Consider the following 12,687-nt stretch of genomic DNA (forward strand, 5'->3'; position numbering starts at 1 on the left):
ATGTACGACTTTGACAATCATTTACATTAAGCTTTAAATCTCTACCCATGCACCTCAACACCCGCATCTCGCGGCGCCTCGCTCTTGCCACGTCAGTCGGCCTCTCACTCGCCCTCGTCACCGGATGTTCGTCCAACACCACGGATACCGCGGAGGCAACAACCACCACCGCCTCGGCCGCACCGAACGAACAGGCCTCAGCAACACCACGCCTCGCGGTGTCCTACGACGGCGGCGTTCTGGTGCTGGATGCCACGTCTCTCGATGTGGTGGGCGAAACCGAGCTCGACGGCTTCACCCGACTCAACCCGGCCGGCGACGGTCGGCACGTCATGATCTCCGCCGGCGAAGCGTTCAAGGTACTCGACACCGGAACGTGGTCTTCGGCCCACGGTGACCATTCTCATTACTACACAGCCAATCCCGCGATGTCCGACGTCGAATTTGCGGCCAATGAACCCGGACACGTAGTGCGACATGCCGGGAAAACCGTCCTCTTCAACGACGGCTCGGGACTCGTCGAGATCTTCGACCCGGTTCAGCTGGCAAAGCGTCAACCTCGCGTCGAGACGTACACCACCCCCGAGCCCCACCACGGCGTTGCCGTCGCACTCGCAGACGGAAGCCTGTTGACGACTATCGGAAACTCCGAGTCCCGCAACGGCATTGCCATTCTCGACGCCGACCGCAAGGAAATCCTGCGCAACGAGCAGTGCCCGGGCGTTCACGGTGAGGCAGTTGCAGCAGACGAGACGATCGTCTTGGGCTGCCAGGACGGTTTGCTCGTGTACAAGAACGGAGCGATCACCAAGGTGCAAAGCCCCGATGCGTACGGCCGCATCGGCAATCAAGCCGGTTCCGAAGAATCCGACATCGTCCTCGGCGACTACAAAACCGACCCCGACGCCGAACTCGAACGCCCGCAACGGGTCTCCCTGACCAACACGACGACGTCGGAACTCAAGCTCGTCGACCTCGGCACCAGCTACACGTTCCGCTCACTCGGTCGCGGCCCGCACGGCGAAGCGCTGGTCCTCGGCACCGACGGCGCCATTCACGTCATCGATCCGAACACCGGCGCAGTCACCAAGAAGATTGCAGTCATCGGAGAGTGGACCGAACCCACCGAGTGGCAGGAACCCCGGCCCACTCTCTTCACACTGGACCACACCGCCTACGTCACCGACCCCGCGTCGAAGAAGCTGATCGCCGTCGACCTCGAAGACGGCAGCATCCTGACCGAGACCACCCTCGATCACACCCCGAACGAATTGACCGGCGTCACCGGCTGATTCCACTTCCCTGAACCGTATTCCGCCGCGGCGCTCGATCGCGACCACACATACTTCGACCGATCTCGGACTTGCAATCCGAGATCGGTCGAAGCAGTTCAGGCTGCCCGACTAGAAATCCGTCCAATGTGGCGGGGCTGACAGAGCGTCGGGCAATCGCGTGTCAGCACTACCGCTGGCTGCGTTCACCTGAGGTTGGGTGACGTACAACGCGCCCGAGAGATCGGCGCCCGCTAATCTGGCATCACGTAAATCCGCCCCGAGCAGGTCGACAGCCGTGAGGTCACTTCCCCTCAGATCCACTGCGATCAGGCAGGCACCACGCAGATCGGCCCCACACAACCTGCGTGCCCGCAGGTTCGATCCGGCAAGGTCTGCCCCGGCTGCAATATTCGGGTCAAGGTGACCTACCTCGGCGAAGTACGAACCCCGAACTTCCTGACTTATCTCCATCAGCACTGCCCTGACCTCGACATGGAGGGCGTCGATGTCAGTCGCGAACAGTTCGGCCAGACCGCCGCGAGTCAGTGAGGTGACGGAGGCTGCGAGTTCGCGAGCTTCGTCCGCAGCATCGGGGTCGTAGGTGCGTTCCTGAGCCTCAGCCAGGTACCACAGCATCTCGTGTAACTGTTTGACGATCTTGAAGGCGGCGAACATGTGTTGCTGAGCGTCAGGGCGCTCACGCCAGCTGACCCCGAAGAACAATTGCTGCGACACAACCTGTCCCGCACCGAAGCAGTCGAAGACTGTACATCCACGGAAGCCCCGGGATCGAAGTCCTTCGTGGACAGTGCAGGAATAGTTGGAACCGAGGTGCCGACATGGCGATCCTGCCGGCTTGTCCTCGGCAAAATCGACAGATCGTGAGAACCCGAAGGCCGTGCAGCACAGGGCAAAACAGCTGTTGCAGTTAGCGCGCAGTTCCTCGCGCCGGATGGATGTGTGTGTTGATGACATGGTGAAGTGAGCTCCAAAGGTGGGGATTCCAGTGCAGGACAGGAGACGGGAACCCGGCATCGGGTTCCCCTGAAAGGCACACGGGATCACCACCGCGCGTAGGCGCGGCACACGATCACTAAGGGTCTGGGTCACAGACAAGTTTTGTTAATCACTGCGAACAAAGTAGCAGTTCAGACGCCGCGAATACGAAACAGGTCGAGAGTCGACCGCAAGGTATCACTGCTACCTAAATAGTGTTATCGTCGATTACATGAGTTCGAGAGCAAAGATACTGGCGGCAGCGACCGAGTTGCTCAACGCCTCTCCGGACGGCGATATATCCACCCGCGCCATCTGCGAGCGAGCAGGCGTCGGCGCTCCCGCGCTCTACCGCCAGTTCGGCGACAAAGACGGCCTGCTCGCAGCGGTCGTCGATGCAGGATTCACGGAATACCTGGAAGGCAAACGTGCCGCCGTCCCCTCTTCGGATCCGGTAGCCGATCTGCGTGCGGGCTGGGACGCACATACCGCGTTTGCGCTTGCACATCCCGCCCATTACCGATTGCTGCATTCACCCTCGGCGAAGAGCGCCGAGACCGCGCTGCAGGCGCAGGCCCTGCTGCGCTCGGTTCTCGAACGCTGTGCCGCCGCAGGAGTCCTGACCGTATCCGTCGACGTGGCCACGCAGATGGTGATGTCGGCCAATGCCGGCGTCGCGCTGATGCTGGTCGTGAGACCCGAGCAGTACCCCGATCCCACATTGTCGCAACGCGTTCGCGACGGAATTCTCGGGGCCGTCATCTCCGATTCCGCGGCCCCACAGGACACCTCGCTCAACACCGTCGCATCGGCTCTGGATACCCAACTCGCAACAGCGGGTTCTACTTCACTCTCCCCCAATGAAGTTGCCCTGATGCGTGATTGGCTCCGGAAACTCTCCGATTCACCCACTACCGATCAGGAGCACCGTCATGTCTGACACCACTACCCGCGTCGCCATAGTCACCGGAGCTTCCGGAGGGATCGGACGCGCCACTGCCGAAAAGCTTGCCGCCGACGGAATGGCTGTAGCCGTTCACTATTCAGGAAATCTCGAGCGCGCGCAGGAAACTGTTGACGCTGTCATCACTGCCGGCGGACAAGCGATTGCAGTCCACGCCGACGTTGCCGACGAAGCTGAGGTGGCAGCACTGTTCGATACGGTAGAGCACGAGTTCGGCGGCATCGACGTTGTTGTCCATGCCGCAGGCATCATGATTCTCTCGACAGTCGCGGAATTGAACTTCGACGATTTCGACCGGATGCACCGAACCAATGTCCGTGGCACGTTTGTCGTCGATCAGCAGGCCGCCAGGCGAGTACGCAGCGGCGGCGCCATCATCAATTTCTCCACCTCCGTGAAGAAACTGGCCTTCCCGACCTACGCCGCGTACGCCGCCACCAAAGGCGCCGTCGACGCGATCACCCTCGTTCTCGCCAAAGAGCTACGCGGACGCGATATCACGGTCAACGCTGTTGCTCCAGGCCCAACCGCTACCGACCTGTTCCTGGACGGGAAAGACGAGGCGACAGTGGAGAATCTGTCGAAGATGGCGCCCTTGGAGCGACTCGGAATGCCGTCGGACATCGCCGAGGCCGTCGCTTTCCTGGCCGGTCCCGCTCGCTGGGTCAACGGTCAGGTCATCTACGTCAACGGTGGCGTGGTCTAGCGCATCTTCCATTCCAAGGTAAGACTTCGCCGAACTCACTCGTTCTTCGGTTGCGGCTTCTCAGGGTTCGGCGTGGCCGGATCGATGGTGTCCGCCTGATCCCGCTTCTCGTTCAACTCATCCTTGGAACTTGCTACTTCGCGCCGATGCTGCGCCGCATGCTGTTGCAGGGCAGATGCTTCCGCAGCTTTGGCATCGGCCTCGGCTTGCACCATGCGAGCCTTTGCCTCAGTCTCCTTGGCTTGGGCCTCACGCTGGCCCACCTCGAACGACGAATCCGCAACGTCTTTGCGAATCGCCTCGGCTTCGAGATGGCGCCGCTCGTTACGTTTGTTGCGAGCCGTCCACACCAGAAGCGCCACGATCACCACGGCAACGACCACAACCACAACCGTCCAGATAATACTGCTGGTACTCATACTGCAAGCAGTACCCACCAGCAGATTTCTCACACGCCGAGATCCCCCAGGCTTACGTTGGCTCCACACAGAACCACGCACAACTCACCATCTGGCGGTGGTGAAACCGTGCCGTCCAGTACCGGAACCAGCGCAGCGGCGGTACCCAACTCCACGAGTATCCGAAACTCCCGCCACAGAAACGATCTGGCCTGAATTATCGAATCATCATCTACGACAACACTGTCCACTGCATTGGCGGTGACAGTCTCCCAGGCAATACCGCCGATGCGTGTCGCTCCGAGAGAATCGGCCGCGATGCTGTCCAACTCGATATCGACGGGATGTCCAGCCTTGAGCGCTGCGTGCAGCGTGGCCGCTCCAACCGGTTCCACCGCGATGACGCGATCACCTGGCCGAGCAGCGGCAGCTATCCCCGACACCAGTCCACCACCACCGACGGCGATGCAATAGGTAATCGGCCCGGCAACCTCCTCCGCAACCTCGAGAGCAATAGTTCCGGCACCGGCGACTATATCTGGCAGGTCATAGGCGTGCAGCTCCAAAGCTCCACTCGACAAGGCAATTTCGGTGGCCGCTGCGGCCGCCAGAACATACCGATCGCCCACCTTTTCGACCGTGGCACCCAAGGCGCCGAGCGCCGCGACCTTTGCATCGGGTGCCGTCTCCGGCACCACCACGGTGCAACCCAGACCACGCCGACGCGACGCCCACGCAGCTCCGATGGCCGCGTTTCCACCCGATGCGATCACCACACCCGCACTGGGCATCGTGCCGTCGGCAGCTGCCCGCTCTACCGCGTTGAAACTGCCGCGCACCTTGAACGAACCACCATGTTGGAGGTATTCCAGTTTGAACAGCACCGCGACGTCTCCGCGAGGGGTAGAGACCGAGGTACGGAAGATCGGAGTCCGTCTGGCAAGTCCGTCGATCCGCTTCCGCGCCGCTTCGACGTCGACAACCGTCATCGCGACTGGTCCCGTGCTGTTCTCGCTGCGAGGAGTCATACAGCAACTTTACGGACGGAGTCCGGTTTACCGACCGCCCACCATATTGGTTCCGGAACGTCCGTGTTTCACCGTGAATTGGCCGTATACCACCAAGACATCTCCTCGTACGGAGACTAAATTTACTGATGCAGCCACAGTCGATGTACTAGTGAAGGGCGTCCTGATGTCCAAGATCGCAGTATTCGGGGGAAACGGATTTGCCGGCAGCGCCATCGCGAAGGAAGCACGAACACGCGGTCATGAAGTCACGACGGTCTCGCGCACCGCTCAATCGAACTCCGACGCCCACGCGGTGCAGGGTTCTCTGCACGACGCAAACACTGTCGAGCAGATCACCACGGCCAACGACGTCGTCGTAGTTGCCATTCCCGCCCGCGAAATCGACGGCAAGAAACTCCTCGACGCCGTCGCTACCCTGACTGACGCCGCCGCGCGTAACGGTGCTCGTATCGCCGTTGTCGGCGGTGCCGGCAGCCTGCTGGTCGCCGAAGGCGGCCCTCGCGTCGTCGATACTCCGGATTTCCCGGACGCATACAAGGATGAGGCGCTCGCCCACGCCGATGTTCTCGACGCGCTCCGCAACACCAGTTCTGATGTCGACTGGTTCTATGTCAGTCCCGCCGCACTATTCGGGGCGCACACGGGCATCCCAGCGAAGGGTTCCTTCCAGATCGGTGGAGATATTCTCCTCACCGACGACGAGGGCAATTCTGCGATCTCCGGTGAAGACTACGCGCGCGCATTCGTCGACGAAATCGAAACTCCGGCGCACCGACGCCAGCGCTTCACCGTCGCACACTGACTCCTTCCGCAGTCGACAGCCCGCGACCTGGCAGTCGAACAGCGTGAGTGCTAATCTTTTGTTGCACAGTGATTTCGGTTGCTGTCACAGGGACTGCGACCATGTGAAACATGGGAGGTGAGTTACTGTGCTCCGCTTCGACCCCTTCAGTGATATCGATTCGATCGCGAAGTCACTTCTCGGCGCAGACCTAGGCGCCAGCCGGGTTCCTCGTTTCATGCCGATGGACCTCTACCGCGTGGGCGACCACTACGTACTCAATGCCGACCTTCCCGGCGTTGATCCCGGAACCGTCGACGTGAGTGTCGATCACGGGCTTCTCACGCTGTCCGCCACCCGTACCGCGTCGTCGGACGAGAACATGCAGTGGCTGGCATCGGAACGGTTTGCCGGAACCTACCGGCGGCAATTGTCCCTCGGGGAGAACATCGACGCCGACAAGATCTCCGCAACGTACAACAACGGCGTTCTGTCCGTCACGATTCCGATTTCCGAGCAGGCAAAACCGCGTCGCATCGAGGTTTCTCGCGCCGGAGATTCCGAACAGACAATGATCAACCCGACGCGCGAGCACGAATCCAACCGTTGACCGGATTCTCCACGACCGGTATTCGAGGAGGTGGTGCCCAACTGAACACGCCGAACGCATCAACGACTCGATGGTGGCCACCGATTTGGTGGCCACCATCGCTGTGCGAGCGCGGCCACTAGCCGGAGACGCATTTACACAGTGTTCACCTGCCCCACTTGCAGGCCTTACACAACCAGTCCACTCTCGGATGACGGTGATTCACCGCATAAGACACATCGCCGAACACGAGACGCATTCGGACGGCGATCACTCCGGACTCAACAAGGTGGACACATATGGATCAGGCAATCGTTGCCGCAGATACCGCGTGGATCTTGGCTGCATTCACTGCCGTATCTCTCATGGTTCCCGGACTGGCCCTCTTCTACGGCGGAATGGTCAGCGTCCGAAGCACTCTCAATATGGTCATGATGACATTCGGCGGCTTTGCCGTAGTAGGCGTTCTCTGGATCATTTTCGGCTACTCCGCGGTCCTCGGCGATTCACTGGGCGGACTCGGTTTACTCGGTGATCCACTCGAGTACATCGGTCTGGGCCAACTCCTCGAAGCGCCTGCCGAACCCGCACTGCCGCCCGCATTGGTGGCAGGATTCCAACTTCTGTTCGCCGGCATCACCGTCGCACTGATCTCGGGGGCGTTTGCCGACCGCCTGAAGTTCGGCGCCTGGATGATCTTTGCCGGGATCTGGGCCACTCTCGTGTACTTCCCGGTTGCCCATTGGGTGTTTGCGTTCGACTCCGCCGACGGCAGCGTCGTCGGCGGCTGGATCGCCAATAAGCTTGCCGCCGTGGACTTCGCAGGTGGAACTGCCGTGCACATCAACGCCGGTATCGCCGCTCTCGCCGTAATCCTGGTGCTCGGAAAGCGTCGCACATTCCCGAATGCACCACGGCCACACAGCGTCCCACTGACCATTCTCGGTGCCGGCATCCTATTCTTCGGCTGGTTCGGGTTCAACGGCGGTTCAGCGTTGGCCGCGAACAACAACGCGTCGGTGGTCATTCTGAACACGGTCGCCGCAGCGTGTGCCGGCATCTGCGCCTGGCTTGTCGTCGAAAAGTTCCGCGAAGGTCACGCAACGACGCTCGGTGCCGCATCCGGGCTGATCGCGGCACTGGTTGCCATCACTCCTGCCTGTGGCGCGGTCTCGCCGATGGGCGCCCTGATCGTCGGTGCCGCTGCAGGAGCGTTGTGCTGCTTCACCATTTCGTTCAAGTTCAAGCTCGGCTACGACGACGCACTCGACGTGGTCGGCATCCACCTCGTCGGCGGAATCCTCGGCACACTACTCGTCGGATTGCTGGCCGTACCGGAAGCTCCCAGCGGCGCCCAGGGACTGTTCTACGGTGGCGGCCTCGAGCTTCTCGGCAGGCAGACGGTGGCCGTGGTCGCGGTTGTCGCGTACTCGTTCATCGTCACATTCATCATCGCGAAGGGAATCGACCTCGCAATGGGGTTGCGCGTCGATCCCGAAACCGAGTACGAGGGCCTCGACGTGAGCGTTCACGGCGAAACCGCTTATGTGATGGATTCCGTCTCGATGACAAGTTCCACGAAGCACCAACCCGACTCGGTGTCCGTCGCCGCCGAATCCATGACCACCAAGGCTGCGAGCACAGTCGACAGCAGTTCGTAAACCCGCATTCCGACGTGTGCCCCTGCTCTCGAATCCGAGAGCGGGGGCGCAGTCGTGCTCAGCCCTGGTGATTGTCCGGATACGCGGTCACGGCCAGGAAGCGAATAGGCAACGTCACCAACTCGTTCGGACCGTGCAGCCCCTCACCGTCCAACAGGAGCGAATCCCCTGGGCGCATTCGATATTCCGATTCGCCGTGCCCGTAGACCATTTCGCCTTCGAGCATGTAGAGCAGTTCGGTTCCCGGGTGTTGAAAGAGGGGAAACACCTCACTGGCATCAGTCAACGTAACGAGGACCGGCTCCAGCCGCTTGTTCTGCCCTCGCAACGACCCGAGCAACTCGTAATGGTGCCCGACCCGCGTGCCTCGCCCGACTATCTCCGCGCCGCGACCGGCTTCCACGAATACCGCGTCACGCGCCGTATCCGCACCACGAAAGAGTGATGTGACCGGTACGTCCAAACCGGCTGCGAGGCGCGCCAGCGTGGACAGGCTGCAGGAAGTCTGCGCATTCTCGATCTTGGACAACATCGCCTTCGAGATCCCGACCCGAGTCGCCATGTCCCCGACCGACAGTCCGCTGGCCAACCGCAGCTTGCGCACCTGAACGGCGATCACCTTCTCTAGGTCGAGGCCGGTCGGAGTGTCCGCAGGAACTTCGCGCTGCTCCGGTGCCGGGTCTCCCGTATCTCGGTGGACACTGCGCTTCGACGTCGTCATGGCCACAAGCCTAACTGTGCGTCTACTGGGAGTAGACGCACAGTCGTTGTCCGCGTAGCTGATCACCCCGATTTTGTTTACCGCCACGTAACCGCAAATCAGTTTCCTCTCATTACAATAAGTTTCACGTCAGCGATCATGAATCAACGATCGGACGCTCTTTCATCCAGCCACTTCCCTCAGGAGCAACGATGAGCATTTCTACGACGTCCACAACGCCGGCCGAATTCCGTGTCACCGCAGATTTCTGGGCAGAACTCCCTCAGATGCCCGAATCGGAGTATCCGGGAACCAAGGGATTCATCGACGACGTCTACTCCAATCCGGATGGATCAGAAATGTCCGCGGGCTACTTCGAATTGATCCGCACCGACGCTCCCCTCGACTACCTCTACGAATACGACGAGATGAAGGTGGTCCTCGAAGGTGAGTTCGTTCTCGAAAATCTCGACACAGGCCAGGTGAGCGTCGCGAAGGCGAAGGACGCGATCTTCTTCCCCAAAGGTTCACGGATCAGGTTCACCACACCCGACCGCGCGCTGGCCTACTATGTCGGCCACCGCTCATTCGCACCGTAAGCCAGCCATCGTGAGTGTCTGTATCGAATCGACCAGCGTTCCGCGCTGGGACGCCGAACGCCTGCTCACCGATCCGGACGGGCGTTACTTCACCGTCGTCTCCTTCGGCGACCACGCACATACCGATGCCGCCCAGGTGGTCGGTAAGCATTCCGGCCACCGGGTCAGCTGGTTGAAACTCGCTCCGGACTGGAGTGCCGCAACTTCCGCGGTGTTGCAGCGAGAGTTCGCTGCCGCGAGAGTGGGGTGGCGATTAATCGTGATCGGCACCGAAATAGAAGTGCTACAGGCATGTTCGACGGCAATCGCTGCGGGTGCCATACCCGCAGAGATCCTCACGTACGTCATCGACGACGCGCAACGCAGGGTCTATTGCGTGCATTGCCGGCACGTTCATCAATCGAATGCACCTGTAGGAGCACTCAGCCCGTGTCCACGATGTGATACCGATTTGTTTGTCTACCACCACGTATCCCGCAGGTACGGTGCCTACCTCGGGTTCATGGCTGACGCCGAGGAGCAAGGATGACCGCAGCAACGGACGCGCCTGGCGTCGCAGACACTAAATCGTTGACCTTGATATTGACAGAGGCCTCTGAGCTCTGCGACGGCGTCAGAGCACTGCGACTCGAAAGCGCCGACGGCGCAACACTTCCCTCTTTCACACCGGGCAGCCACCTCGTTCTGGATTGCGGTACGACGCCACAGGGAACACCACGGCGCAATTCGTATTCGATGACCGGCCCCGAACTCGAACCGGACCACTATTCCGTGTCGGTCCAACTGGATCGAGGCGGTAGAGGTGGATCGCGCTGGATTCACGGGCTCGAGCTTGGCACGTACATTCGCGCGTCGCGCCCGCGCAGCGTGTTCGCTCCGGTACTCACGGCTAGGCACCACCTGCTGATTGCCGGCGGAATCGGTGTGACGCCGATACTTTCGCATGCGCGGGCCGCCGTGCAATGGGGTCGATCCTTCACCGTCCTGTACGTGTGGCGAGGGCCGGACGCAGCGCATCTCGACGAACTTCGTGAACTGTGCGGATCACAACTGCACGTGTTTGCCTCACGCCGAGAATTATGGGCTCACCTGGGACCGGCATTGCTGGAACAGCCACTGGGAACCCACCTGTACACGTGCGGCCCCAGCGCTATGATCGACGACGTCGAGGGTGCCGCACAGGCAGCGGGATGGCCGAGTGCCCGCATTCACTACGAACGATTCGGCGGCGTGGATCTGGACCCCGGCCAACCGTTTGTCGTCGCATTGCGTGGCAGCGGAAAAGAATTCGAAGTACCCTCCGGGACAAGCGTCCTCGAGACTCTCGAACAGCACGGCGTCACCATCCCCAACCTCTGTCGGCAAGGGGTTTGCGGCGAATGCCGGATACCGGTAGCAGACGGGAGCGTCGCACATCGCGATCTGTATCTAACCGACGAGGAGAAATCCTATGGCACATCGATGATGGCCTGCGTATCACGGGCCGATGGATCACGATTGGAGTTGGACTTGTGAACGCATCGACAGAACTACTCGACATACCCACTCGAATTGCGAACTTCCCGTTCCCTTTTGCCAAGGACTCGTACCGCTACAGTACCAACGTCGAACCTGCCGGGACGCCCACCACGACGCCCGCCGGCGGCTGGGGAAAACACACCATCGAGATCGACGAGAACTACCATCACGAACTAGCCGAGCGAACAAGGATATTGGCGTCGGATGCCAGTAGATATCAGAGCCTCCCCCACATGATGCCGGCGCAGTGGGACGCCATGATCTCGATCATGCGCATGCTCGCCGAGAGCTATCCAGAGTCAATGAGTCTCGAACGCGACGGCGCGGTTTGGGTCTGGCGGAACGTGTTGCTCGCTATCGAACATCGGTTTGTCATCGGCGACCTCGATACGCTTCCGATCGATCCGCTTCGGTTTGCCACCAACCAGATTCAGGAGGATGTTGTCCTCCTCGACCAACGAGAAGGACAACTCTGGGGCGACGCCGGTGTGGTCACTTTCGCAGCGGACTGGTCATTGCGATTCGACGTCGGTATGAGCTTTCTGCAAATCCACGGCCCGGTACCTCGCGTACATGCCGATGGTGTTGTCACTCGCGCCCAGAGTTTTCTCATGCGCCTCGAGCCCGGTGAACGTTACCGCCGAACCAACTGGACCTTGACCGTCGACGGCAAACTCGACACGTCCACCGAAACCTATCCGCAGTGGGGACCTGACCGAACCAGCGTGGCGCGCGGCCCCCTCGAGGAGGTTGGTGACCGACTGTTTCTCCGCGTCGAGGTGCAGCACCTGATTCGTCTCGCAACCTCCGGGGCGATCATGTTCCTCATCCGGAGTTATCTTCTGCCACTGCGAGACATCGCAGTGGTTCCGGTCTGGGCTCATCGCTTGCACGCGGTGCTCGACGACCTTCCGGAAGACATGGCCGACTACAAGGGGATCACCAAAACCCGGGGACCGGCAATGGAATGGCTGCGCACACACGGAGGAGTGAACTCGTGACCACTACCCCGGAACTGGATACAACCGGACGGGAGTTTCTCCTCATCACACTCGGTGGCTGCCGCGGCGGCCGAAACACCGTGATCGACTGGGCAACCCAGGCAATCGCCGCCGGTCGATCGGTGACCGTTCACGTTCAGGATCAACTCGATCTCTCGCAGATCGAGCAGGCAGTAACTGGTTCGCACACCGGCACGCGAATCGCCGTTGCCGGTCCCGAATACGACGTGATGCAAGCGCTGGCCGCGATACAGGCCTGCGGCGCATTGCCATGCGAAGTGCGCTCCTACGTCACGAGCGCCGGAACCATCTCACTCTTCTGCCCACATTGCGCACACACCCATCGGGTCGAGACCCGGCCGGGCTCGGCGCACGAATGCCCTTCGTGCCGACTACTACTCGATATCCGGGTACATAGAAATTCACATCGCGGAAGCTACCTCGGCTCCGTCGCCGCGTAACACCTTCC

At 60.8% G+C, this 12,687-nt stretch carries 15 protein-coding genes; 11 read left to right on the forward strand and 4 right to left on the reverse strand.

Going from position 1 to position 12,687, the window contains the following annotated elements:
- Positions 1 to 47 precede the first annotated feature (47 nt).
- Entirely contained in the window at positions 48 to 1,292 is a 1,245-nt protein-coding gene (aztD, locus tag FFI94_RS28450) for a zinc metallochaperone AztD (protein ID WP_138870772.1), read from the forward strand.
- Between the two features lie 111 nt (positions 1,293 to 1,403).
- Here the strand turns inward: aztD and FFI94_RS28455 are convergent, their stop codons facing one another.
- The gene (locus FFI94_RS28455) at positions 1,404 to 2,009 is read right to left on the reverse strand and encodes a pentapeptide repeat-containing protein (protein ID WP_221937771.1); all 606 of its coding nucleotides are present in this window, start codon (positions 2,007 to 2,009) and stop codon (positions 1,404 to 1,406) included.
- A 493-nt stretch (positions 2,010 to 2,502) separates the two neighbouring features.
- On the opposite strand from FFI94_RS28455, the gene FFI94_RS28460 reads away from it, so the two are divergent.
- On the forward strand, positions 2,503 to 3,210 hold the full coding sequence (locus FFI94_RS28460; protein WP_138870774.1) for a TetR/AcrR family transcriptional regulator: 708 nt from the start codon (positions 2,503 to 2,505) through the stop codon (positions 3,208 to 3,210).
- On the forward strand, positions 3,203 to 3,940 hold the full coding sequence (locus tag FFI94_RS28465; protein WP_138870775.1) for an SDR family oxidoreductase: 738 nt from the start codon (positions 3,203 to 3,205) through the stop codon (positions 3,938 to 3,940). Before FFI94_RS28460 ends, FFI94_RS28465 begins: the two co-directional genes overlap by 8 nt.
- A 35-nt stretch (positions 3,941 to 3,975) precedes the next feature.
- Here the strand turns inward: FFI94_RS28465 and FFI94_RS28470 are convergent, their stop codons facing one another.
- Positions 3,976 to 4,359 (reverse strand): hypothetical protein, encoded by a 384-nt coding sequence (locus FFI94_RS28470; protein WP_260684399.1) that lies wholly within the window; start codon positions 4,357 to 4,359, stop codon positions 3,976 to 3,978.
- A gap of 29 nt (positions 4,360 to 4,388) precedes the next feature.
- A complete protein-coding gene (locus FFI94_RS28475; protein ID WP_138870776.1) occupies positions 4,389 to 5,366 on the reverse strand; it encodes a serine/threonine dehydratase in 978 nt (325 codons plus the stop codon).
- Between the two features lie 166 nt (positions 5,367 to 5,532).
- Here FFI94_RS28475 and FFI94_RS28480 point away from each other — a divergent pair, with 166 nt between their 5' ends.
- The 3 genes from FFI94_RS28480 (at position 5,533) to FFI94_RS28490 (ending at position 8,400) form a co-directional block, all read left to right on the forward strand.
- Positions 5,533 to 6,171 (forward strand): NAD(P)-dependent oxidoreductase, encoded by a 639-nt coding sequence (locus FFI94_RS28480; protein ID WP_138870777.1) that lies wholly within the window; start codon positions 5,533 to 5,535, stop codon positions 6,169 to 6,171.
- Positions 6,172 to 6,298: 127 nt separating this feature from the next.
- Positions 6,299 to 6,760, forward strand: coding sequence for an Hsp20/alpha crystallin family protein (locus tag FFI94_RS28485; protein WP_138870778.1), 462 nt, complete (start codon positions 6,299 to 6,301; stop codon positions 6,758 to 6,760).
- 278 nt (positions 6,761 to 7,038) lie between these two features.
- Entirely contained in the window at positions 7,039 to 8,400 is a 1,362-nt protein-coding gene (locus FFI94_RS28490) for an ammonium transporter (RefSeq protein WP_138870779.1), read from the forward strand.
- A 58-nt stretch (positions 8,401 to 8,458) separates the two neighbouring features.
- Here FFI94_RS28490 and FFI94_RS28495 read toward each other — a convergent pair whose 3' ends face one another.
- Positions 8,459 to 9,121 carry an XRE family transcriptional regulator gene (locus FFI94_RS28495; protein WP_138870780.1) on the reverse strand — a complete coding sequence of 221 codons (663 nt, stop codon included), beginning with the start codon at positions 9,119 to 9,121 and terminating at the stop codon, positions 8,459 to 8,461.
- 191 nt (positions 9,122 to 9,312) lie between these two features.
- On the opposite strand from FFI94_RS28495, the gene FFI94_RS28500 reads away from it, so the two are divergent.
- The 5 genes from FFI94_RS28500 to FFI94_RS28520 are packed head-to-tail and all read left to right on the forward strand — an operon-like array spanning position 9,313 to position 12,679.
- Positions 9,313 to 9,699, forward strand: a complete 387-nt coding sequence (locus FFI94_RS28500; RefSeq protein WP_138870781.1) for an ethanolamine utilization protein — start codon at positions 9,313 to 9,315, stop codon at positions 9,697 to 9,699.
- Positions 9,700 to 9,709: 10 nt separating this feature from the next.
- Complete coding sequence (locus tag FFI94_RS28505) at positions 9,710 to 10,228, forward strand: dimethylamine monooxygenase subunit DmmA family protein (protein WP_260684400.1); 519 nt, start codon at positions 9,710 to 9,712, stop codon at positions 10,226 to 10,228.
- Entirely contained in the window at positions 10,225 to 11,214 is a 990-nt protein-coding gene (locus FFI94_RS28510) for a PDR/VanB family oxidoreductase (protein ID WP_138870782.1), read from the forward strand. The genes FFI94_RS28505 and FFI94_RS28510 overlap by 4 nt, the downstream gene beginning before the upstream one ends.
- The gene (locus tag FFI94_RS28515; RefSeq protein ID WP_138870783.1) at positions 11,211 to 12,218 is read left to right on the forward strand and encodes a DUF3445 domain-containing protein; all 1,008 of its coding nucleotides are present in this window, start codon (positions 11,211 to 11,213) and stop codon (positions 12,216 to 12,218) included. Before FFI94_RS28510 ends, FFI94_RS28515 begins: the two co-directional genes overlap by 4 nt.
- Complete coding sequence (locus FFI94_RS28520; RefSeq protein ID WP_138870784.1) at positions 12,215 to 12,679, forward strand: dimethylamine monooxygenase subunit DmmA family protein; 465 nt, start codon at positions 12,215 to 12,217, stop codon at positions 12,677 to 12,679. Before FFI94_RS28515 ends, FFI94_RS28520 begins: the two co-directional genes overlap by 4 nt.
- Positions 12,680 to 12,687 lie beyond the last annotated feature (8 nt).

It is taken from the genome of Rhodococcus sp. KBS0724 (genome assembly GCF_005938745.2).
In the GTDB taxonomy this organism is placed as follows: Bacteria; Actinomycetota; Actinomycetes; order Mycobacteriales; family Mycobacteriaceae; genus Rhodococcus_F.